This window comes from Nitrosopumilus cobalaminigenes, from assembly GCF_013407145.1.
GTDB lineage: Archaea > Thermoproteota > Nitrososphaeria > Nitrososphaerales > Nitrosopumilaceae > Nitrosopumilus > Nitrosopumilus cobalaminigenes.
This window is the reverse complement of sequence record NZ_CP026993.1, coordinates 1,041,670-1,062,798: the sequence shown is the minus strand read 5'-3', so window position 1 is coordinate 1,062,798 and position 21,129 is coordinate 1,041,670. Positions and strand designations below refer to the sequence as shown.

The window sequence follows — 21,129 nt, the reverse complement described above, 5'->3', positions numbered from 1 at the left end:
TTCAAGTATTGTCTCTGTTGGAACAAGTCTCTAAATTTGAATTGGCATCTGATTATACTCCTACAGGAGATCAACCTCAAGCTATTGATGCACTAGTAAAAGGTGTAAAGAAAGGATCTGTTCAAACTCTACTTGGGGTAACTGGAAGTGGAAAGACATTTTCTGTTGCAAATGTCATCGCAAGAACTGGAAAAAACACACTTGTTATATCTCACAACAAAACTTTGGCAGCACAACTCTATTCTGAATTAAAACAATTTTTTCCAAAAAACAATGTTGGGTATTTTGTTTCTTATTATGATTATTATCAACCTGAAAGCTATCTTCCACAAACTGATACGTATATAGAAAAAGATACTCAAGTTAATGAAAAAATTGAAAAATTAAGATTAGAAGCTACTGCAATGTTGCTCTCAGGAGAACCGACAATTATTGTATCTACCGTTTCGTGTATCTACTCTCTTGGTAATCCTCAGGATTGGGAGGACTTGGCAATTACAATAAACTCTGGAGATGAAATTAAAAGAAGTGATCTAATTCATCGATTTGTAGATGCTAGATATGAAAGAAATGACACTGAGGTTGCACCTGGAAATTTTAGAGTAAAGGGTGATACCATTGACATCACACCTGCATATTCTGAAGACTTAGTACGTATCTCCATGTTTGGAGATGAGGTAGAAAAAATTGCCCTTTTAGATCATGTGTCTCTAAAAGAAAAAAAGAAAATCAGTCAAATGAAAATTTATCCTGCAAAACACTATCTTATTGCAAAAGATGTTAGAAAAAAAGCTGTCAAGTCAATTAGAGACGAATTGAAACATCGTTTACCTGAATTAAATGAATTAGAAAAACAAAGATTGGAGATGAGAACAAAATATGATTTAGAAATGATTGAAGAATTGGGATATTGTTCTGGAATTGAAAATTATTCAAGACATTTTGATGGGAGAAAAGCAGGTGAACAAGCATTTTGTTTAATGGATTTCTTTGGAGATGATTATCTTTTAGTTATTGATGAATCTCATGTTACGTTGCCTCAATTGCATGGGATGTACAAGGGTGATCATTCAAGAAAAAATGAACTAATAACATATGGATTTCGATTGCCAAGTGCATTTGATAATCGTCCATTAAAGTTTGAAGAATTTGAAAAATATATTCAAAATACCATCTTTGTTTCAGCAACTCCTTCAGATTATGAGAAAAAAATTTCATCTCATATTGCTGAACAACTGGTACGACCCACTGGATTGTTAGACCCTCAAGTTGAGATTAGGCCTAGCAAAGACCAGATGGATGATTTAATTCACGAAATTAACAAAAGAGTTGCTAATTCTGAACGTGTTTTAGTTACTACTTTGACCAAACGAATGGCTGAAGATTTGGCTGAATATCTTTCCAAAAAACAGGTTAGAGTAAGATACATGCATTCTGAAATTGAAGGATTACAGAGAACTGAGATAATTAGGCAATTACGTCTAGGTGAATTTGATGTTCTAGTGGGAATTAATCTTCTCAGAGAAGGCCTTGACATCCCTGAAGTGTCTTTAGTTGCTATTTTGGATGCTGACAAGGAAGGATTTTTGAGAAATTTTACTAGCTTGATTCAAACTTGTGGGCGTGCTGCAAGAAATTCTAATGGAACCGTCATAATGTATGCTGATAACACTACCCAATCAATGAAAAATGCAGTGAATGAAACTAAACGTCGTAGAGAAAAACAAATGCAATACAATAAAGAAAATAACATTATTCCTAAAACAATTATCAAATCTGTACCTGAACAAGAAGTATCACTAGATGATTCAAAACTAAAATCTGTACATGATCTTGCAACAGAAGTTATTGATCTAGATGCACAAATGAAAAAATATTCTGAAGAATTAGATTTTGAGCGTGCAATTGAATGCAGAGATAGAATAAAAAGACTAGAAAAGGAGATTGAATTTAAAAATGACCGAAAATAAATTAAAAATTCGTGGTGCTCGTCATCATAATTTAAAAAATTTAGATATTGATATTCCAAAAAACAAACTTGTAGTAATTAGTGGATTATCTGGTTCAGGAAAATCTACTTTGGCATTTGACACAATTTATGCTGAAGGTCAGAGAAGGTATGTTGAATCCCTTTCAGCTTATGCACGTCAATTTTTAGAAATGATGGATAAACCTGATGTGGATTCAATTGAAGGTTTATCTCCTGCAATTTCAATACAACAAAAAACAACTAGTAAAAATCCACGTTCTACAGTTGGTACTACAACTGAAATCTATGATTACATGAGATTATTGTTTGCTAGAATTGGAATTCCTTATTGTACAAATTGTGGTCGGAAAGTTTCAACTCAATCAGTAGAAAGAATATGTGATTCTGTATTGAAAGATTTTGCAGGGAAAAAAATTCTAATTTTGGCCCCTATTGTGCAGAGGAAAAAAGGCACATATGAAAAATTATTTGAGCAGATCAAAAAAGATGGATATTCTAGAATACGCCTAAATGGTGAAATTTTGAGCCTAGATGATGATATTCCACCCCTTGACAGGCAAAAGTGGCACAATATTGAGATTGTAGTTGATAGAATAACTACTGACAAATCTGAAAGATCACGACTTTTTGAAGCAATGCAAACTGCTATCAAAGCATCCAAAGGTGATGTGATGATTGCCACTGATAAATCAGAAAAAATTTTCTCACAAAATAATGCATGCCCATATTGTGGATTAACTGTAGGTGAGTTAGAACCAAGATCTTTTTCATTTAATTCTCCATTTGGAATGTGTAAAACATGTAATGGGTTGGGTGTAAAAATGGAGTTTGATGCTGATTTGGTTGTTCCAGATAAATCAAAATCCATTTTAGATGGGGCTATAGTTCCTTGGAGTGGAAGATTCTCTGCATTCCGACGACAAGCACTAAGAGCAGTTGGTAAAAAATTTGGGTTTGACTTGATGACTCCTTTTGATAAAATAAAACCCAAACATCTACAAATTATATTGCATGGCACGGATGCATTAATTGATTTTACATATCGTTCAAAATCTGGCGATTCGTCTTGGCAATCAACAAATACGTTTGAGGGTGTATTATCAAATCTTCAACGTACATTTATGGAAACTGATTCTGAATCAAAAAGAGAGTGGTTGAAACAATTCATGAGAGACACTCCATGTAATACTTGTGATGGTAAAAAACTTAAACCAGAATCACTTGCTGTGAAAATAAATGAAAAGGGTATAATGGATGTTTGTGATATGTCAATTGATCATTGCTATGATTTCTTTTCTTCATTGAAACTAACTGCAAATGAGCAATACATTGCACGAGATGTCCTAAAAGAAATTAAGGAACGCCTTGAATTTTTGATGAACGTTGGATTAAATTATTTAACCTTGAACCGACTAAGTTCAACATTATCTGGTGGTGAATCACAACGAATTAGACTTGCTACTCAAATTGGTTCTAATTTGACTGGTGTCTTGTATGTACTAGATGAACCTACTATTGGTTTACATCAAAGAGATAATACTCGACTCATTAAAACGCTAAATAAGCTACGAAATCTGGGAAATACTGTTATTGTTGTAGAGCATGACGAAGAAGTTATACGAAATTCAGACTGGATGGTGGATTTGGGTCCGGGAGCGGGAGTTCATGGGGGAAATGTTGTCTTTGAAGGTACGGTTAATCAAATTCTAAAAGATACGAAATCTGTTACCGGCTCATATTTGAAAGACAATTCTTTGATAAATTTAGATGAGAAAATTCGTAATCCATCAGGTTCTATTATAATAAAGAAAGCTTCTGAAAATAATTTAAAAGATATTGATGTAGAAATACCTCTTGGATTATTTGTCTCAGTTACTGGCGTATCTGGTTCTGGAAAATCAACTCTGATAAATGATATTTTATTAAAATCATTAGAAAATCACTTTTACAAATCTAATGTCAGGTCTGGTGCACATAAAGAAATATCTGGTTTGGAAAATATTGATAAAGTCATTGCCATTGATCAATCCCCTATTGGAAGAACTCCACGTTCAAATCCTGCAACCTACATTGGTGCGTTTACTCCAATACGAGAACTATATGCAAATACTGCATTATCAAAAGAACGTGGATATGCACCTGGACAATTTTCTTTCAATGTAGCTGATGGTAGGTGTTTTGCATGTGATGGTGATGGTGTAAAACAAATTGAAATGCAATTCTTATCTGATGTTTATGTTAAATGCGATGAATGTAAAGGCAAAAGATACAACACTGAAACTTTGTCTGTATTGTACAAGGGCAAAAATATTTCAGATGTATTGAGCATGACTGTTTATGAAGCATTAAATTTCTTTGAAAATATCCCTGCAATAAAACGTAAATTACAAACAGTATATGATGTTGGATTAGGTTATATCAAACTTGGACAATCTTCTACAACATTATCTGGGGGAGAAGCTCAAAGAGTAAAACTTGCATCTGAATTATCAAAAAGAGGAACTGGAAAAACCCTTTACATCTTAGATGAGCCTACAACAGGTTTGCATTTTGCAGATGTTCAAAAATTATTAGATGTTCTTAACCGCTTGGTAAACTTGGGAAATTCTGTAGTTGTTATTGAGCATAACATGGATGTTATCAAAAATTCTGATTGGCTAATTGATTTAGGTCCAGAAGGTGGGGATGAAGGTGGCAAAGTTGTAGCCACTGGTACTCCTAAAGAAATTTCAAAAGCTCCTGGAAGTTATACTGGAAAGTATCTTAAGAAATTACTAAAAAAATGACTTTTGATATATCTAAAATCACGATTCCTACCGATCCTGGAATCTATTTGATGAAGGATATTGATGGAAAAATTATCTATATTGGTAAAGCCAAAAATTTGAAAAACAGAGTAAGATCATATTTTAACAAAAATCAAAATTACAAAACTCAAAAACTAGTTGAAAATATTTCTGAAATTGAATTTGTTTTAACTGATAATGAAAGTGAAGCTTTTCTTTTAGAATCAAACATGATCAAAAAATATCGCCCACGATTCAACATTGAATTAAAAGATCAACAAAGATACACCTACCTAAGAATTTCAGATGAAAAATATCCTCGACTATTAGTTTCTAGAAGAACTAGGGATGGTAAATTTTTAGGTAAGGGAAAAACTTTTGGACCTTTCACTCAAGGTAGTTCAAAATTACTTACTATAGGTGCATTGCGAAAAGCATTCCAAATTAGAATTTGTAAAACACTTCCAAAAAAAGTCTGTTTGGAATATCATTTAGGAAATTGTGAGGGGCCCTGTGAATTTAAAGATGCTCAGGAACGATATCCAAAACATGTTGCAGCTTTACAAGATGTTCTAAAAGGTAAAAATCAAACCAAAATTTTCACTAAAAAATTAGAAGAAGAAATGCAACAGGCTGCAAAATTACAACAATTTGAGCGTGCAAAAGACATCCGTGACACTCTGATTAGGCTTGGAAGTCTTCAAACTAAACAAAAAATGGAATATGTTGAAAACTCTGATGAGGAATATTTTGGGATTGGAATTCAAGAACAATCTGCAATCGTGATGAATTTTAGAATGATTAATGGCGTTATTCGAGATAGTGACAAATTCTTTTTTGATTTAGTTGGTGATAATTCCTTTTCAAATTTTTTGTTTCAATATTATTCCACACATAAAATTCCAAAACTCGTTCTTGTAAGTGAACTTCCAGAAAATAAAAAATTGCTAGAATCTCTACTTTCTGAACAATCTGGATTAAATGTAAAAATTTCTATTCCTACAAAAGGCAAGAAAAAAGATATTATTAATTTAATTTTAAAAAATATCAAGTTAGTTCATTCTAAGGGTGGGGATCCTGGATTGGTTGAACTAAAAGAAATTTTGAATCTGTCTGTAATTCCTAACATCATTGAATGTTTTGATATTTCTAACCATGGTGAAGACTTTGCTGTAGGGTCAATGGCTAGATTTGTTGGTGGCATCCCAAATAAATCTGGATACAGAAAATTCAAAATTAAAACTGTTTCTGGCAGAGATGATTTTGCAATGATTGGTGAAATAATTAAACGAAGATATTATAGATTGCTTGAAGAAAATTCAGAATTACCTGATTTGATTGTAATTGATGGCGGTAAAGGTCAACTCAGTGCTGCAATAAATTCTCTAAAATCCCTCGGATTAGATTTATCTTGTATTTCATTGGCAAAAGAAAATGAAGAAGTCTATGTACCTAAAAACAAAAATCCAATAATTATTCCAAAATACAAATCATCTTTGAAAATTTTACAATATGCTCGTGATGAAACTCACAGATTTGGTGTGGCATACAACAGAACAATAAGGAAGAATCAAATAAAATAAGAAAAAAAGAATTTTTTCTTGGTTAGTTCACTGTGACACTGCCGACCATCCATGGATGTACCATACAGAAGTAATCGTAGCTACCTGCGTCATCAAATGTAAATGCATAAACTGCATCTGCCATGACTAGGCTACTATCAAATACGCCAGATGGTCCATCGGCTGGACTTCCGCCAGTTACTGTGTGTGCTGCTGTGTCGACATTAATCCATTCTACTGTATCGCCAGCATTGATTGTGATGTCTGCTGGTAAGTAACATGCATTACTTTCTTCACATCCTGGAACTGAAGTACCTACTGGGATATCAACTGTGTGAGTTGTTGGTCCTGTTGGTTCTTTCACCATTGGTTTCTCTTCTTTCACCATTGGTTTTTCAACCTTAGGATCTTTCATGATGACTTTTTCTTCCAGTTTTACAGCTTTTTCTTCCTTCATACTATCTCCTGATTTTACTTTTTCAGCAATTCCTGCAAATGGATCTGCTTGAGGTTCTGACTTTGAAGTTTCAGTTGAAACTTTTGGAGTTGCCTCTACAGGAGCAGAATATGTTGGATTGTTCTGTGCAGCGTCTCCTGCAACTGCAATTCCTACACCTGCTAGGGCTATTGCAATTGAGAATACTACAGCTGCTTTGTCTATACCTGCCATAATTGATCCATGACTTGCTAAGATCTAAATAAATCTAATCGTCAAAATCTGACTCTATTCTTAATCTTCTTTAATTCTATGAAATATTTACAGCATTCTTATCAATCCTTTGAAAATCTCATAAGATCGCTCTAATTGAAGACAAAGTGTTGTCAATGTTAATGAACAGATATTTCTTTTATCAATCTAGTACTAAATATGATTACAAACTGCAAATGAGCTCTCACCAAGTAACTAATCGTTTTTGGTCTTAAGCTCTTTTGCATCAAGTGTTTTTTTTGCTAGGTTGTTTTCTTGTTGAATTAACTCATATTCTACCTTTAATTTCCTTTGAGCGATTAATTGATTGATAAATTTAATTCTCTTTACAATGAACTCATTATTGATATTTTGATTTACTGTAAGTTGTTCAAACAGTTTTTCATCATCTAATTTTACCTTGACATGATCATCATTTTTTATTATGAATACTCCAATCCCCCAAAACAAGCCAATGTGTAATGCAACATATTTTGATTGTAAATTTGAAATTTTATCTTTATACATTTCTATATGTTCACGGCTTTGTTCAGAAATTGATTCGTTTGTCTGAATAACCCATGAAGTTTTCCTTGCATTTCCATCTAGGTAGAAAACATGGTGCAATTGTCAACCAAAAAGGGGTCTTTTGTCTATATAATTTGAATACCTTACTTATGATCATAGTTTGAAAGATGTATTCATGCTTGAATCTCACGCATTCTTCTCAAAAATGGTAGATGAATTAGTGGAATTTTCAGAATATGATCCAGAATTAGCTGACGGAATCAAGTGGCTTGATGATCAGGCTCAGAAAAAAGGTATCACATTTTATGATATGGTTTTTGAAGTGTTGTACAAACACGATGTAAACTCAAAAGCTAAAGATTGGCTAAGTACAAGAAACTAAATCTATTTTCTCAAGTCTAGTGTTTGATATTCACAACCTTCGGGTCCACAGTATTTTCCGACATATGTTGCCTTTGGTCTGTATAGTGCTGGTTTAGGTGCAGCTTCTGCAAACTTTTCTTCGATAATGTGAGCTGCCCATCCTACTACTCTTGAAATTGCAAAGATTGGAGTATTGAGGTCCATTGGAATTTTTAACATGTAATATAATGATGCACTGTACAAGTCTACGTTTGGATAAATGTCTCTGTCTTTTTGTGATTTCATTTCAGAAATTGTTGTAGTTTCCACTTTTTCTGTAATGTCAAACCATGGCTCTTTAGTTTTTTCGGCAAGTTTACATGATAATTCTTTTAGTACTTGTGCTCTAGGATCATATGTTTTGTAAACTGCATGACCCATCCCCATAATTCTATCTCCTTCCGACATTTTTTCTTTAATCCAGGGTTCTACTTTGTTTATATCTCCAATTTCTAAGAGCATTTTCATGACTTCTGTATTTGCTCCTCCATGTAATTCTCCACTAAGTGCACCTATTGCAGCACTAGCTGCTGAATACATGTGTGCTCTTGTAGATGCAACTTGCCTAGCTGTAAAAGTTGATGCATTGAAAGTATGGTCTGCATGAAGAATTAAACAAACATCGAATATTCTTTCAACTTCGGGGTCTGGTTTTTCTCCAAACATCATGTATAGGAAATTTGCAGCATGACCAAGTGATGAATCAGGTTCCACTGGCTCTAACCCATTTCTTATTCTTTGCCAGCTTGCAACAATTGTTGGAACTTTGGCAATTAGATTGATAGCTTTATCATAACTTGCATCTTTATTTGAAAATTCTTCATCATAGTATCCTGCAAGAGCAGACACAAAAGCTTGAAGCATGTCCATTGGGTCTGCGTCTTTTCTCCAATTTCCCATATTCTTTTGCATCTGTTTTGGAATGTATCTGGCATCGACTAATTTTGAATTAAATTCATCTAATTGTAGTTTGTTTGGTAATTGATCATATAGTAAGAGATATGCTGTTTCCTCGAATGTTGAATTTTTAGTAAGATCTAAAATATCGAATCCTCGATAGATTAGTTTGCCTTTTTCCCCATCAATGTTGGAAATTCTGGTATCTGCAACTTCAATTCCTCGCAGACCTATGTTTTTTGTCTCCATAATGAGCCTACAAGGAAATCTTCTATTATATTTTCGCTAAAATTATGTCTATGAAGTTTAGTAATTAGTCTAATATGGCAACTTTTGGTCATAAATGAGAATTTTTAATCAAAATTTAGTGACTCCTAAAGAGCGAGAACATTTGAAAAAATTAGATGATATGGTCTTAAACGCATCATCTGAAGAGTTGAAGAAAATTCAAGAAATTGATCATCAAACTCAGATGGATGGTTTGTCATTTTATGACGTTTATCTTGATTCAAGTTCATTGGTAAATCAAAGCATCAAAAAACCTTCAAAGAAATCCTAGTTTTACTTTCTTCATTTAAATGAGGGTTGGTGATTTTTCAATTTGTATTGGCAGCCACTAAAACTAAAAAAACAACTGCAAAAAAAGCAACTAAAAAAACAACTGGAAAAAAAGTAACTAAAAAAACAGCTGCCAAAAAACCAACTAAAAAAACAACCATAAAAAAAGTAACTAGAAAAATTACAACCAAAAAACCAACTAAAAAAGCAGTAAAATCAAAACGAACTAAAGTTATCTGCATTTCACATAAAGAAGACTGTGATGGTATTAGCTCTGCAGCTCTTATCCGTCAAGCATTTGGTGGAGATGCAATCTTAGTTGATTACCCTGGACAAATGGAAGCATTAAACCAAGTAGTTTCAGATGAAAAGTTAAAGTCATTATTTATTTGTGATTTAGGATTAAGTAAAAAAACACAAGATGAATTTATTGACATTTTAACAACTTTGAGAAAAAACAAAGTTTCAGTCACCTACATTGATCATCACGATATTGATCCTAATGTTGTAAAGGCACTAGAAAAGATCAAAGTTAAAGTTATTCATGATATCAATGAATGTACTACTGTTCAAGTTTACAATGCTTATACTTCAAAACTTAATGATCATGCATCCTTTGTTGCAACTTGTGCTGCTATTACCGATTACATGGAAGACAGACCGATTGGTTCCAAATTATTACAAATCTATGATAGACAATTTGCATTGATCAGTGCCACTGTAATGACTTACAATATTGTAGGACACCAAAAAGAACCAGATTATCTACAATACTTAGTTGAAGAATTAGCTGAATCTAAATTCCCTCATGATATCCCAAATACTTTTGAATTTGCACAGATTCAAGTAGAAAAACTATCTCAAATGATTGCTAAAGTAAAGAAAGGTATGAAAACTATGAAAAATCTGGGTCATATGGAAATTTTAGATGCTGGAGCAAGTGGTGCAGTGAATTTTGTTATGGGTTTATCTGGTAAGGATGTAGGTGTTGCATACAAAGAAAGAGTGGACCATGGAATTTATGCTGTATCTGTGAGGGGTTCTAAAAATTGTAAAGTTCACTTGGGGAAAATTGTCAATCTTTTAGCAACAAGTCTTGGTGGTTCTGGTGGTGGACATGATAAAGCATGCGGTGCAGTTGTTCCAAAACCAAAAATAAAAAAATTCCTTACAGAATTAAATAAACAAATTAAATAATTATTGTAAGAATCTGGGAATTTTTTTCACTACGTGAGCAATTGAAATTCTTCCTGGCCCTGCAACTATAATTGCAAGAACTGCAGCTAGCATTACAAGATCCCATTCCCATCCTCCTTTGGAAACAAAAAATCCATTTTCCCATCTAATGTGAAATATAGCACCAAGTAAAATCCCTGCAAATACTGAACTTGTAATTCTAGTAAGTACTCCTGTAACTAAGAAAATACCTCCAATGAATTCTGCTAACGCTATTGGGAGTTGTAATTCTGGTGGAATACCTATGCTGATTAGCCATTCTTGCCAGCTGGGATCAAATTTTTTCAAACTATGTACAATGAATATGACTCCTATTGATGCACTAATGCCCCAATGTGTGATGTCATGTAATACATTTTCCTTTAGGCTTGCTTCTGTATTCATGGATTAACGCTTTAGAAATTTATTAAAAGGATTTGTCCAAATCCGAATCAAAGTTGGAACAATTTTTTAATAATTTAATGACTAAAATTATTCAAAATTGAATTCTAAGGTAGTTGTACCAATTATTGTCGTTGGTGCTATAATTGCGTTTTTCACTATTTCTGTACAAACCGATTCTGCCTTTTCAAATGATTCTGCATTTTCAAATTCACCAAATGATGTTTTTGAGCCTACTTTAATGACTGTCATGGAAACCGATGGCGTCAAACACAGCATACCTCTTGATAAAATCAAAGGTGGAGGACCTCCTAAAGATGGAATCCCTTCAATTGACAATCCCAAATTTACTAATGTTGATGATTCTCGTTTTATGTCTGATTCTGATACTGTTATTGGATTAGAAATTAATGGTGATGCTAGAGCATATCCTATTTTTATTTTAGTTTGGCATGAAATTGTAAATGATAATGTGGGTGGTACTCCTGTATCTGTAACATATTGCCCTCTTTGTTATACTAATCAAGTCTTTGAGAGAGTAATTGATGGACAAGAAGTGGAGTTTGGAACTTCGGGGAAATTATACAACAGTAATTTGTTGATGTATGATAGATACACTGAATCCTATTGGAGTCAGGCTCTTGGAATTGCAGTCAAAGGAGAATTGACAGGATATGAATTGAATTTAATCCCATTTGATGTAATTACTTGGGGTGATTGGAAACAACTTCATCCTGAAACCAAAGTTCTAACTACCGATACAGGACACATTAGATCCTACGCAACAGATCCATATGGAAATTATTACACTGAACCAAGAATAATGTTCCCTGTAGAACATAATGATGAAAGATTACATCCAAAAGAAATCATCATTGGATTTAATCATGATGGTGTCTATAAAGCCTACAAACAGAATGACATTGAAAAAGAAATTTTAATCAATGATTCAATTGGGGATGTTCCACTAATGCTAGTGTCTTTATTTCCAGAAAATTCTCGTGCATTTTTGAGAATTGTTGATAATGAAACTTTGGATTTTGTATATCGTGATGCTAAAATTTTTGATTCTCAAACCTTATCTGAATGGAATTATGATGGATTGTCTATATCTGGGAATTATGATGGAATCCAATTAGAAAGATTGCCTATTGAGCCTGGATTTTGGTTTGAATGGGTTGCATTTCATCCTCAAACTTTAGTCTATGGTGATGAATAATGAAACCTCTTCAAAAAGCAATACTAATTGGAATAGTTACTATAGTTCTTTATCTTGTAGTTGTTGTAATTACCACTCCTGCTCTTGATCCTCTTGATGCAATTAGCGCTGCATTTCAACTAAACTCTATAGTAATTATTGGAATGGGGGTTGGAATTGGATTACAAGTTTTTCTTTCTGAGAAAAGCAAATTGCTTGGATGTAGATTATCTATAAAGAAAAAAGCATTTGGAGGTAATTCTGGGAGTGTTGCTACGACCTCATTTTTTTCGTTTTTCTCTTTGGTGCCTCTAGGTTGCTGTGGTTGGTGGCTCTATGCATTATCATTACTTCCTGGAATAGTTGGGACCGGAGTATCTGCTGTATTAATTGAATATAGTCAAGTTTTAGCTTATTTGGGTTTGGCAATAATTTTTGGATTTGCAGGATTAACTGCATACAAACTAAAAAAAGAAATGAAATTATCTAATACTGTTTAATCTATTTTAATTGAGAATCCAAAAAATTCTCCTTTGCTTTTGCTAAAAAATTTTGCAATCTTTGCCATGAATCCATATTTCTTATCTCGCAATTTGACAATTTCTTTGGTCTGATCATCTGTGATAATTTTAGCAGTACCTGAAATCCACTTACCTGTTATTTTCCCTCTAGCTGTACATGTTGCAAATTTTACTTTTAAATTATTTTGTAATCGTTTTACTTTCCCTGTTTTACTTCGTGTGACAACATAAATCAAATTATTTTTAACTATAAACCACACTGGAGTTTTCACAGAATTATTGTTTTTCCTATATGTTTCAAGTGAGATGCATTTTTCTGATTTAATCTCATTTGGATTAAACATGATATCGTTATGTTACTCTAGAATTAATATCTAGGTAGTATGGCAAGTTTTGATTTTGCTGAAACAGCTATGATTGAAATTATTGATATGGCTAATACTAGTGATGCAATAACTCCAAACTCCGGCACAACTACTCCATCTTTTATTTCAACTTGAATTGATTCTTTATGCTCAGATGAAGCCCCTTGGTTTGCAGTAATGGTATACATTCCATCTTCTTTCCACATTGGGCCTCCTGTTTTGATTTCTATTTCAAAGTCTCCATAAATTCCAGGCGTTACTTGTGCAATTGTTACTAAATTACCAACAGGAGAATTGACAATTAATGTGATATCTGTTCCTCTAAAACTGGTATTGCCTGTTATGGTGATGACATCTGAGCCATTAATGGCATCTGCTGACATTGCAATACTGCTTACAGGTACTGGAATTTCTTTTTCAATTATTTCTTCTTGAATTAGAACTGCATCTGGATTTCTAGGAATTTCTTGGGCTATGACCGTAAATTCTACTGAAGCCGTAACTTCTGAATCATCATGACTTGCAGTAACTAGGTATGTTCCTGCTTTGAAACTTGGAATTGGTGGATTTAGTAATTTTTTAAATTCACCATTGTCTTCAATTGCAACCTGAGGAGCAAATACTAGGGCTCCGTCTGGACCAATTATTTTGAGTTTTACTGGTTTGAATTGAGATACGTCTGTAATTTCCCCTGAAATCCATATTGAATCAAGAGCCTTAATTTCATCTGAAGATACTTCTAATTCTAAAGTTGATTCTGCAAAAGCCAAAGTCGAAAACATTGAAACTGCCATTAACATAAACAATGAAATTTTTAGCATTTTTTCACTGAATCATTACGGTATATGAATTGTTTCTCTTTATGTATAGTAATCTTCTTAACTTTGGATTTTTTTATTTGATTTTCTTTTTCTTAGGAATTTCTTAATTTGCCTTAATCCTAGTACTGGCAATATGCAATAAACACAACCAATTTGTGAAATTGAGCAACAACATAGACATTCGCATTTGCCTTTTTCATGTTTACATTCGGGGCAATTCATGTTTTTTACTCCTAGCTTTTGTTCGTAATCTTGTTTTACAACATGGACATGTATTTTCTTCAGTGAAGAAAAACAATGCACACAATGAACACCACTTTTGTCCAATTTTGTATCGTAAATTATTTGTAAACGAAGTTGATTTTAGGCGTTCACATAAACCTCGACACATTTGTACCATGACTGAATAAATGAAAAAATCTATTTAAGAAAATTTCCAAATTGATTAATTTGAAAATTCTACAATTGCATCAATTTCTGTCATTGAATTAAGTGGCAAACAAGCAGCACCTAATGCAATTCTGGCATGTTTTCCTTTTTCTCCAAACACTTCAAAGAACAAATCTGATGCTGGATTGATGACTTTTGGGTGTTGGTAAAATTCTGAATCTGAGTTTACAAATCCTGAAACCTTTACAATTCGTGTTACTTTATCTAGATTTCCTAATTCTCTCTTCATTTGAGCTAGAAGGTTAATTGCACACATTCTTGCTGATTTTTGTGCAGTCTCTAAATTATCGTCAGTCACTTTGCCTGTGAATAACACTTTGCCATCTTCCATTGGAATTTGTCCCGAAATAAACAACAGATTTCCTGTTTTTATTGCAGGTACATATGATCCTGCAGGTGTAGGTGGATTTGGAAGTTTAATTCCCATCGATTCAAGTTTTTCTTCAATCATGACTATGTTGCTAAATTTTTCTGTGATTTTAGTTTTTACTCTATAATTTATTTTGAAATCTAAACTTATAGTGGATTATTGTATATATCACAGAATTTGAAATAATCTGTTGCTAGGGGCACTATGATGAGGATCTAGTAAGTGTCTCTAGTGACATTTGTCAATCTTATTCTAAATTTTGAGATATCCTGCTTTTGGAATTTTACTGCTAAAGTCTTTTTGTAGTAAAATTCTTTCTTGAGTTTTTCTTCCTTCTAACAATTTTTGATTTGTTTCATCCATGAAATCATTAATTTGCTTAAAGCAATTTTTCAATTCTTTTTTTAGCTCTGCATCTTCACTATTTTCTTTTGTCCATAAAATAGATGATGCTAATTCAAACATACTTGTCATGGCAATTAACAATGACTCATAATCTGTTTTTGTATATTTGCTGAATTTATAGGAAGTCAAATTTTTTGATATGTCTAAAAATATTTTCTTACTTTCTAATTTTCTTAATGCTGAATTTATTTTAGATTCATATGTGAAAATCAAATTATTAACGAATCCTATGTTTTCTTCAAGAGAATAGTGATAATGTTTTTCATAATATGCATCATTTTTGTATCCGTGTTTTTTGATGTGTCCTAACTCTTCCATTTTTTTCAAGATTTCTTTTAATTTAGTTCTGTTGAATCTTTTGTTATTGTTTAAGCAAGTTTCCCACATGTCGCCAAAATAATTTTTTCCGTCATTCATGGATTCTAAAATATAATTTATTGAAATAGTTTGCATGATCAGCCTTTAACTAGGAATTATTTATTGGTGGTGAGTCACGCACGTATATTCTAAATTGATATATCATTTAGTTAAAAACTGCTATATTTTTGAGTATTTTGTACATGTTTCTTACTAACTAATGTAATGAATATTGAATTCCAATTTTAATTCAGCATGCTATTTCATGATGAAGAACTTGATGAAGATGAATTAAACAAATGTTTTGCCAAATTAACTCCTGAAACTATTGAATTACTTCAAAAGGAGTATCAAAATGACTGATAGTCAAAAATTAGCTAAAAAAGTTTCTGCATATATTGAGAAAAACCTGAGTGGAAATACTCCTTTTCAAACCGTCTCTGATTTTCTTTCCTATATTGCGTATAAGGAAACTAAGAAAAAATTCTCATGAAATTCTGTTGTGTAGATTAGTGTACATCTAGAAGTTATCTTTCCAAAAACATTACTTTGACTAGCATATTGACATCTGTGTTTATGATTTTCTGTGCTGTTGCTCATAGAAATTGGTCATATTCAACTTCCCCTTGTGATATATTCAAAATTATTTGTAAATTTATTTAAGAAATGAGACTGCAATGCCATGCATTTTTTGGATTGTTCATATTTTTAGAAAAATGAAATCTACTTATCCTTACTTGGTTTTCTTTTACTTGTGGATTTTGTAAATCTGGGCATTGGAATTTTTCTTGTATTGATAGGTGTTGTAATAATTTTTGTCGGAAGTTACTATAGTAAAATTTTAGGGATTTTACATGTGTTAATCTACTTTATGGCCTCCTTTGTAATTTTAGGCGGTGTAATTTTTATCTTTTTTTATGACAGACCATCACTGGTCTAATCTATTTTGATAAGAATTTGTCTTGACTTGCAGCATGCTCTTTCATAGTGTGTTCTATGAATTCAGATTCAATCTTTGTTGTAAATTCACACAACTTGCATTGAAAAATTTCTTGTCTCATCATTGATTTTGCCCTTGATGCTGCACGTGCTACAATAATTGTTAGAATCACTGCGATAATTGTAACCATGATGGCATAAATCAACATCGGACCAATTGCATCCGCAGTACCGAAAATTTCTTTGAAGACTGCCTTGATTGCATCATTCCATGCAAGAGCTGCAACTAAACCAAAGGCTGCAGTAACTAGTGCTGCTATTTTATCTAAAATCTCTTTGTATAATGATGACTTTTCTGTACTCAACGCACTCACGAACTTTTTGCCCTTGATGCTGCACGTGCTACAATAATTGTTAGAATCACTGCGATAATTGTAACCATGATGGCATAAATCAACATCGGACCAATTGCATCCGCAGTACCAAAAATTTCTTTGAAGACTGCCTTGATTGTATCATTCCATGCAAGAGCTGCAACTAAACCAAAGGCTGCAGTAACTAGTGCTGCTATTTTATCTAGAATTTCTTGTTTTAGAGGTGCTGATTTGTCTTCGTCACCCATTGTAAATTGATTTTTCAAAGTTAATATAAAAACATTTGATATGTTTTGGATTCGTTTTGATGGTAATCTCAAGCATGTTTTAAAATATTTAATTATGAAGATCTTAAATATTACAATTCCTCACGCAAGTAATGGGTCGTGAGGATTTCAATTCTTCTTCTATCTTGATTCAAGACATAATGACTAGAGCATTAATTACTGTTAATCGTTCTACTACTGCTCTACAAGTAGCAAAAATGATGGAACAAGGTGGAATTGGTGCAATATTGGTTCAAGATAATAATAATCCTGTAGGTATTGTAACTGATAGAGACTATGCAACACGGATTGCAGCAAATGATCTTCCCCTTAACACTGCTGTAGAAAATATAATGTCTTCTCCATTAATCACAATAAATCACAATGAACCAATTTCAGCTGCTGCTGAAAGAATGACTACAAAAAAGATTAGGAAATTAGCTGTTACTGAAAATGGAAAAATAGTTGGAATAATAACTTCTACTGATTTAGTTACACAATTAGCAAAATAACTAGAACGTTTTTGTTTTTCTAAGAAAAACTGTTACTGATGCCATATAGCATCCTGTAGCAATTACTTCTGAAATTAATGATGCCAAGTATGGTTCAATTCCAATTTCAAGAAAATAGTAGAGTGTGGGCCATCTTATTCCAAGATAAATAATCTCCCCTACTCCAAATGATGAAATCAAAGCTAGTAATTCTTTTTTGATTAATTTTGATTTCATAGATTTGTATCTATCTTTGTTATCAAAATAAAACAGAATGGAAAATATTCCAAAATAAATAATGTATCCGATAATTATTGTAATTGTTGTATTAATATAATTTTCTTGATCCCCTAATAGTTGAGCGGCAACTGCAGATAATGAGGCTGAAATGATAAAGCATATGAGAAAATTCCTATTGATTTGTAATAGTTGTGGATTTAATTTCATGGTTATTCTTTGGTAACTGTTATTTTGAATCATTTCATAAACTAAACTGTGAAAAAGAGATGTTTGTGGGCAAAAGATGAACCCAACACCACATACCATGATAATGAATGGGGAACGCCGCAACATGATGATGAAAAATTATTTGAATTTTTGATATTGGAGGGCGCGCAAGCTGGACTATCTTGGACTACAATACTTAATCGTAGGGAAGGATATCGGAAGGCATTTTCTAATTTCGATGTTAAAAAAGTCTCAAAATACACTCAAAAACACGTAGAAAGACTACTCCAAGATGAATCAATTATCCGAAATAAACTGAAAATTAATTCTGCAATAAATAATGCAAAATTATTCTTAAAAGTTCAGGATGAATTTGGCTCATTTGACAAATATCTTTGGGGTTTTGTAAATTACAAGCCAATCAAAAATAAATTCAAAAAACAATCTGATTTACCTGCAACCAGCGATATTTCAGAAAAATTGAGCAAAGATCTAAAAAAACGTGGCTTTAATTTCATAGGTCCTACAATTTGTTATGCCTTGATGCAGGCAGTAGGAATGGTAAATGATCATACATCTGATTGCTTTATGTATAAAAAATAATTTTTAAGGAAGTTTGTTTTCATTTTGGTATGGCTGAAGGAAAATTTGCAACATCTGTATCTTGTATGGATGGACGAATTCAAATCCACCTGAACAAATGGATTAAAGAAAACTATTCTGCAGATTTTGTTGATACTATAACTGAACCTGGTGTTGACAAAAAAATCACTGATGTTGCTGAATCAGTTAAAACCAAAGTTGGAATCTCCATAAATGCGCACAAATCTGAACTAGTTGTTGTATCTGGACACTATGACTGTGCAGCAAATCCTGTATCTGATGAGGAACACATATCTCAAATAAAAAATGCAGTTGAAGTTATTTCATCATGGAATTTGAATGCCAAAGTAATTGGTGTTTGGGTAGATGGTTCTTGGAATGTTAACCCTGTCTAGTTTTCTAGGCTATGGAAAATTAGAATTGTGCTTCTGGTTGAAATTCAAAGAATTTTAGGTTATATGCAGGATTTTTCATAATTTTTTGAGCATGAATCTGAATCTATCTCGTTTCTCAAAGACTGCCGGACCTGGAATATTGTTTGCATGTACTGCAATTGGTGTATCTCATCTTGTACAGTCTACTCGGGCTGGAGCGGATTATGGTTTATTCATTGTGGGGTTTGTGATATTGGTAACTCTACTAAAGTACCCTTTCTTTGAATATGGTTCGCGATATGCAAATTCTACACAAACAAGTATTATTGATGGTTACAAAACACTTGGCAAGCCTGCCCTGTGGTTGTATTTTCTATTAACGATTAGTTCAATGTTTTTTGTTACAGGTGCAGTAGGATTTGTCACTGCAGGTTTTTTTGAAAACTTGTTTGGAATTGATTATCTTGGAGAATGGACTGTAATCATTTTATTTGCAGTTTGTGTATCTGTTTTGGCTATTGGAAAATACAATGTACTTGATAGTCTTATCAAAATTATTGCAATTGTTCTAGTCGTATCTACAGTTTCTGCATTCTTGCTTACATTGTATAACGGTCCACTAGAACCTGTTGCAGGTTTTGAACCAAAAGATCTATGGGATATCTCTGGAATCTTTTTCTTACTTGCATTGATGGGATGGATGCCAACCGCAGTTGATCTTTCAAGCTGGAATAGCTTGTGGACATTGGAGAGAATAAAACAAACAAAATACAAACCAACACTTAAAGAAACTCTGTTTGAATTTCGACTATCTTATCTTATCACTGGAATTCTTGCAATAATGTTTGTTACACTTGGTGCCTTTATTTTTCATGGTTCTGGAGAAGAATTACCAAATAGTAATTCTCAATTTGCAAATGAAATAGTTCAACTATACACACATACTATTGGTGATTGGAGCTATATCATCATTGCAGCTTCTGCTTTTACTGTGATGTTTGGTACAATCATTGCAGTTTTAGATGGTTATTCTAGATCATTGCAACGAACTATTGAACTCATTTTTACTAAAAAAGAGGAAAAAATACGCACAAAATTCCGCACTTTTTATGTGATTTTCTTACTTGTTATTTCCACTGGGTCTCTTGTAGTTGTATTTCAGTTTGGAAACAACCTCAAAGAACTAGTTGACTTTGCAACTGTTTTGTCATTTGTTATTGCACCAATAATTGCAATTTTTAATTTTAGACTAGTTACAGGAAAATTCCTTGATAAAGAACATCAGCCTTCACTTGGATTAAAAATAATAAGTGTGTCTGGAATTATTTTCTTGATTGGATTTGCAGTCATATTTGCATTCTTGAAATTTGGACCTATCTTCTAAATCATTTAAATTCTACACTCTTCAACATTTTTTATGAATTTTAGATTGACAATAATTTTTACAATTTCTATTATTTCCATTCTTGGTTTATCATTAACTGTTTCAGCTTCTGATTCGAGTATCCCTGATTGGGTAAAAAATAATGCAAAATGGTGGTCAGAAGGTTCAATTTCAGAAACTGATTATATTTCATCATTAGAATATTTGATAGAAAATAAAATAATTGAAATTCCATCTCCACTCACTGAAGTTACTGCTGCACAAACAATGTATCCTAACGAAGAAAACGCTCAGTCTTTTAGAATTGTGATTTCAAATATTGTAGAACCTTTCTCTGTTCATTTTTTTGAAAAATTTGCATTTGCTAGTGCTGATTCAGCAGATCCAAACGATCCCCGTGGAAGAGTATATGATTTTCGTGATTCTAACCCTCAATTTTATTTAGAATCTCTTCCAAGTAGTGGCAAAATAAATTATTATAATTTTATTTCAGATTGGATGGATAAAGGTGCCTCCCTTAATGAATTTGATATTGATGTTGAGGTTATTGATGGCTATGGAATTGTTATTCAAACCTGGGCCTTTACGAAATGTGAGATAACCGGCTATGGAACTTATCTTCATGACACTACTTTCATTTATTCATATTCTGGAATTCAGGACACTGAAATCAGAGATAGAACAAATTTCTCATGTACTGGTGTTTCTTTAGAAACCCCTTGAGTTCTATTTAGTA

At 32.7% G+C, this 21,129-nt stretch carries 26 protein-coding genes; 14 read left to right on the top strand and 12 right to left on the bottom strand.

Going from position 1 to position 21,129, the window contains the following annotated elements; genetic code table 11:
• Positions 1-17 precede the first annotated feature (17 nt).
• Genes uvrB through uvrC form a run of 3 tightly spaced genes read left to right on the top strand, consistent with a single transcriptional unit; the run spans position 18 to position 6,359 of the window.
• On the top strand, positions 18-1,970 hold the full coding sequence (uvrB, locus tag C5F47_RS06565) for an excinuclease ABC subunit UvrB (RefSeq protein ID WP_179360306.1): 1,953 nt from the start codon (positions 18-20) through the stop codon (positions 1,968-1,970).
• A complete protein-coding gene (uvrA, locus tag C5F47_RS06560; RefSeq protein WP_179360305.1) occupies positions 1,957-4,776 on the top strand; it encodes an excinuclease ABC subunit UvrA in 2,820 nt (939 codons plus the stop codon). Before uvrB ends, uvrA begins: the two co-directional genes overlap by 14 nt.
• Entirely contained in the window at positions 4,773-6,359 is a 1,587-nt protein-coding gene (gene uvrC, locus C5F47_RS06555) for an excinuclease ABC subunit UvrC (RefSeq protein WP_179360304.1), read from the top strand. The genes uvrA and uvrC overlap by 4 nt, the downstream gene beginning before the upstream one ends.
• Before the next feature lie 22 nt (positions 6,360-6,381).
• On the opposite strand, the gene C5F47_RS06550 is transcribed toward uvrC, so the two are convergent.
• Positions 6,382-7,008, bottom strand: a complete 627-nt coding sequence (locus C5F47_RS06550) for a cupredoxin domain-containing protein (protein WP_179360303.1) — start codon at positions 7,006-7,008, stop codon at positions 6,382-6,384.
• Between the two features lie 234 nt (positions 7,009-7,242).
• Positions 7,243-7,554 carry a hypothetical protein gene (locus C5F47_RS06545; protein WP_246271055.1) on the bottom strand — a complete coding sequence of 104 codons (312 nt, stop codon included), beginning with the start codon at positions 7,552-7,554 and terminating at the stop codon, positions 7,243-7,245.
• Positions 7,555-7,729: 175 nt separating this feature from the next.
• Here C5F47_RS06545 and C5F47_RS06540 point away from each other — a divergent pair, with 175 nt between their 5' ends.
• Positions 7,730-7,936: a hypothetical protein gene (locus C5F47_RS06540; RefSeq protein WP_026090100.1), complete on the top strand. Its 207-nt coding sequence runs from the start codon at positions 7,730-7,732 to the stop codon at positions 7,934-7,936.
• A 2-nt stretch (positions 7,937-7,938) separates the two neighbouring features.
• On the opposite strand, the gene C5F47_RS06535 is transcribed toward C5F47_RS06540, so the two are convergent.
• Positions 7,939-9,102: a citrate synthase gene (locus tag C5F47_RS06535; protein WP_179360301.1), complete on the bottom strand. Its 1,164-nt coding sequence runs from the start codon at positions 9,100-9,102 to the stop codon at positions 7,939-7,941.
• Positions 9,103-9,220: 118 nt separating this feature from the next.
• Between C5F47_RS06535 and C5F47_RS06530 the strand changes: the two genes are divergently transcribed.
• Positions 9,221-9,412: a hypothetical protein gene (locus C5F47_RS06530; RefSeq protein WP_179360300.1), complete on the top strand. Its 192-nt coding sequence runs from the start codon at positions 9,221-9,223 to the stop codon at positions 9,410-9,412.
• Positions 9,413-9,459: 47 nt separating this feature from the next.
• Positions 9,460-10,608 carry a DHHA1 domain-containing protein gene (locus tag C5F47_RS06525; protein ID WP_179360299.1) on the top strand — a complete coding sequence of 383 codons (1,149 nt, stop codon included), beginning with the start codon at positions 9,460-9,462 and terminating at the stop codon, positions 10,606-10,608.
• Here the strand turns inward: C5F47_RS06525 and C5F47_RS06520 are convergent, their stop codons facing one another.
• Positions 10,609-11,031 (bottom strand): DoxX family protein, encoded by a 423-nt coding sequence (locus C5F47_RS06520; RefSeq protein WP_179360298.1) that lies wholly within the window; start codon positions 11,029-11,031, stop codon positions 10,609-10,611. It abuts the gene before it with no gap.
• A 97-nt stretch (positions 11,032-11,128) separates the two neighbouring features.
• Between C5F47_RS06520 and C5F47_RS06515 the strand changes: the two genes are divergently transcribed.
• Together C5F47_RS06515 and C5F47_RS06510 are read left to right on the top strand one after the other, a co-directional pair.
• Positions 11,129-12,247: a DUF3179 domain-containing protein gene (locus C5F47_RS06515; RefSeq protein ID WP_246271053.1), complete on the top strand. Its 1,119-nt coding sequence runs from the start codon at positions 11,129-11,131 to the stop codon at positions 12,245-12,247.
• Positions 12,247-12,726: a hypothetical protein gene (locus tag C5F47_RS06510; protein ID WP_179360297.1), complete on the top strand. Its 480-nt coding sequence runs from the start codon at positions 12,247-12,249 to the stop codon at positions 12,724-12,726. The genes C5F47_RS06515 and C5F47_RS06510 overlap by 1 nt, the downstream gene beginning before the upstream one ends.
• Here C5F47_RS06510 and C5F47_RS06505 read toward each other — a convergent pair.
• From C5F47_RS06505 to C5F47_RS06485, 5 genes are all read right to left on the bottom strand, one after another.
• On the bottom strand, positions 12,723-13,091 hold the full coding sequence (locus tag C5F47_RS06505; protein WP_179360296.1) for a PPOX class F420-dependent oxidoreductase: 369 nt from the start codon (positions 13,089-13,091) through the stop codon (positions 12,723-12,725). The genes C5F47_RS06510 and C5F47_RS06505 overlap by 4 nt on opposite strands.
• 23 nt (positions 13,092-13,114) lie before the next feature.
• Positions 13,115-13,933, bottom strand: coding sequence for a PEFG-CTERM sorting domain-containing protein (locus C5F47_RS06500; protein ID WP_179360295.1), 819 nt, complete (start codon positions 13,931-13,933; stop codon positions 13,115-13,117).
• A gap of 202 nt (positions 13,934-14,135) precedes the next feature.
• The gene (locus tag C5F47_RS06495) at positions 14,136-14,333 is read right to left on the bottom strand and encodes a hypothetical protein (RefSeq protein WP_179360294.1); all 198 of its coding nucleotides are present in this window, start codon (positions 14,331-14,333) and stop codon (positions 14,136-14,138) included.
• Between the two features lie 45 nt (positions 14,334-14,378).
• Positions 14,379-14,834: a RidA family protein gene (locus tag C5F47_RS06490; RefSeq protein ID WP_179360293.1), complete on the bottom strand. Its 456-nt coding sequence runs from the start codon at positions 14,832-14,834 to the stop codon at positions 14,379-14,381.
• A gap of 171 nt (positions 14,835-15,005) precedes the next feature.
• Complete coding sequence (locus C5F47_RS06485) at positions 15,006-15,611, bottom strand: hypothetical protein (RefSeq protein WP_179360292.1); 606 nt, start codon at positions 15,609-15,611, stop codon at positions 15,006-15,008.
• Between the two features lie 259 nt (positions 15,612-15,870).
• Between C5F47_RS06485 and C5F47_RS06480 the strand changes: the two genes are divergently transcribed.
• Positions 15,871-16,008 carry a hypothetical protein gene (locus tag C5F47_RS06480; protein ID WP_179360291.1) on the top strand — a complete coding sequence of 46 codons (138 nt, stop codon included), beginning with the start codon at positions 15,871-15,873 and terminating at the stop codon, positions 16,006-16,008.
• A gap of 448 nt (positions 16,009-16,456) precedes the next feature.
• Here the strand turns inward: C5F47_RS06480 and C5F47_RS06475 are convergent, their stop codons facing one another.
• Positions 16,457-16,828 (bottom strand): DUF5654 family protein, encoded by a 372-nt coding sequence (locus C5F47_RS06475; RefSeq protein ID WP_425489563.1) that lies wholly within the window; start codon positions 16,826-16,828, stop codon positions 16,457-16,459.
• Complete coding sequence (locus C5F47_RS06470; RefSeq protein WP_179360289.1) at positions 16,825-17,076, bottom strand: DUF5654 family protein; 252 nt, start codon at positions 17,074-17,076, stop codon at positions 16,825-16,827. The genes C5F47_RS06475 and C5F47_RS06470 overlap by 4 nt, the downstream gene beginning before the upstream one ends.
• A 131-nt stretch (positions 17,077-17,207) precedes the next feature.
• On the opposite strand from C5F47_RS06470, the gene C5F47_RS06465 reads away from it, so the two are divergent.
• Positions 17,208-17,606: a CBS domain-containing protein gene (locus tag C5F47_RS06465; RefSeq protein WP_179360288.1), complete on the top strand. Its 399-nt coding sequence runs from the start codon at positions 17,208-17,210 to the stop codon at positions 17,604-17,606.
• On the opposite strand, the gene C5F47_RS06460 is transcribed toward C5F47_RS06465, so the two are convergent.
• Positions 17,607-18,032, bottom strand: coding sequence for a hypothetical protein (locus tag C5F47_RS06460; RefSeq protein ID WP_179360287.1), 426 nt, complete (start codon positions 18,030-18,032; stop codon positions 17,607-17,609).
• A gap of 48 nt (positions 18,033-18,080) precedes the next feature.
• Here C5F47_RS06460 and C5F47_RS06455 point away from each other — a divergent pair, with 48 nt between their 5' ends.
• From C5F47_RS06455 to C5F47_RS06440, 4 genes are all read left to right on the top strand, one after another.
• Positions 18,081-18,635, top strand: a complete 555-nt coding sequence (locus C5F47_RS06455; RefSeq protein ID WP_179360286.1) for a DNA-3-methyladenine glycosylase I — start codon at positions 18,081-18,083, stop codon at positions 18,633-18,635.
• Between the two features lie 29 nt (positions 18,636-18,664).
• Positions 18,665-19,030: a carbonic anhydrase gene (locus C5F47_RS06450; RefSeq protein WP_179360285.1), complete on the top strand. Its 366-nt coding sequence runs from the start codon at positions 18,665-18,667 to the stop codon at positions 19,028-19,030.
• Between the two features lie 91 nt (positions 19,031-19,121).
• Positions 19,122-20,393 carry an NRAMP family divalent metal transporter gene (locus C5F47_RS06445; protein WP_179360284.1) on the top strand — a complete coding sequence of 424 codons (1,272 nt, stop codon included), beginning with the start codon at positions 19,122-19,124 and terminating at the stop codon, positions 20,391-20,393.
• A 33-nt stretch (positions 20,394-20,426) separates the two neighbouring features.
• On the top strand, positions 20,427-21,116 hold the full coding sequence (locus tag C5F47_RS06440) for a hypothetical protein (protein ID WP_179360283.1): 690 nt from the start codon (positions 20,427-20,429) through the stop codon (positions 21,114-21,116).
• Positions 21,117-21,129: the final 13 nt, after the last annotated feature.

Bases quoted from the DNA above. Each gene is read 5' to 3' on its own strand.
- uvrA (WP_179360305.1), top strand. From the start codon at position 1,957: ATGACCGAAAATAAATTAAAAATTCGTGGTGCTCGTCATCATAATTTA.
- uvrC (WP_179360304.1), top strand. From the start codon at position 4,773: ATGACTTTTGATATATCTAAAATCACGATTCCTACCGATCCTGGAATC.
- C5F47_RS06550 (WP_179360303.1), bottom strand. From the start codon at position 7,008: ATGGCAGGTATAGACAAAGCAGCTGTAGTATTCTCAATTGCAATAGCC.
- C5F47_RS06545 (WP_246271055.1), bottom strand. From the start codon at position 7,554: ATGTATAAAGATAAAATTTCAAATTTACAATCAAAATATGTTGCATTA.
- C5F47_RS06540 (WP_026090100.1), top strand. From the start codon at position 7,730: ATGCTTGAATCTCACGCATTCTTCTCAAAAATGGTAGATGAATTAGTG.
- C5F47_RS06535 (WP_179360301.1), bottom strand. From the start codon at position 9,102: ATGGAGACAAAAAACATAGGTCTGCGAGGAATTGAAGTTGCAGATACC.
- C5F47_RS06520 (WP_179360298.1), bottom strand. From the start codon at position 11,031: ATGAATACAGAAGCAAGCCTAAAGGAAAATGTATTACATGACATCACA.
- C5F47_RS06510 (WP_179360297.1), top strand. From the start codon at position 12,247: ATGAAACCTCTTCAAAAAGCAATACTAATTGGAATAGTTACTATAGTT.
- C5F47_RS06505 (WP_179360296.1), bottom strand. From the start codon at position 13,091: ATGTTTAATCCAAATGAGATTAAATCAGAAAAATGCATCTCACTTGAA.
- C5F47_RS06500 (WP_179360295.1), bottom strand. From the start codon at position 13,933: ATGCTAAAAATTTCATTGTTTATGTTAATGGCAGTTTCAATGTTTTCG.
- C5F47_RS06495 (WP_179360294.1), bottom strand. From the start codon at position 14,333: ATGGTACAAATGTGTCGAGGTTTATGTGAACGCCTAAAATCAACTTCG.
- C5F47_RS06490 (WP_179360293.1), bottom strand. From the start codon at position 14,834: ATGATTGAAGAAAAACTTGAATCGATGGGAATTAAACTTCCAAATCCA.
- C5F47_RS06485 (WP_179360292.1), bottom strand. From the start codon at position 15,611: ATGCAAACTATTTCAATAAATTATATTTTAGAATCCATGAATGACGGA.
- C5F47_RS06480 (WP_179360291.1), top strand. From the start codon at position 15,871: ATGACTGATAGTCAAAAATTAGCTAAAAAAGTTTCTGCATATATTGAG.
- C5F47_RS06470 (WP_179360289.1), bottom strand. From the start codon at position 17,076: ATGGGTGACGAAGACAAATCAGCACCTCTAAAACAAGAAATTCTAGAT.
- C5F47_RS06465 (WP_179360288.1), top strand. From the start codon at position 17,208: ATGGGTCGTGAGGATTTCAATTCTTCTTCTATCTTGATTCAAGACATA.
- C5F47_RS06460 (WP_179360287.1), bottom strand. From the start codon at position 18,032: ATGAAATTAAATCCACAACTATTACAAATCAATAGGAATTTTCTCATA.
- C5F47_RS06450 (WP_179360285.1), top strand. From the start codon at position 18,665: ATGGCTGAAGGAAAATTTGCAACATCTGTATCTTGTATGGATGGACGA.
- C5F47_RS06445 (WP_179360284.1), top strand. From the start codon at position 19,122: ATGAATCTGAATCTATCTCGTTTCTCAAAGACTGCCGGACCTGGAATA.
- C5F47_RS06440 (WP_179360283.1), top strand. From the start codon at position 20,427: ATGAATTTTAGATTGACAATAATTTTTACAATTTCTATTATTTCCATT.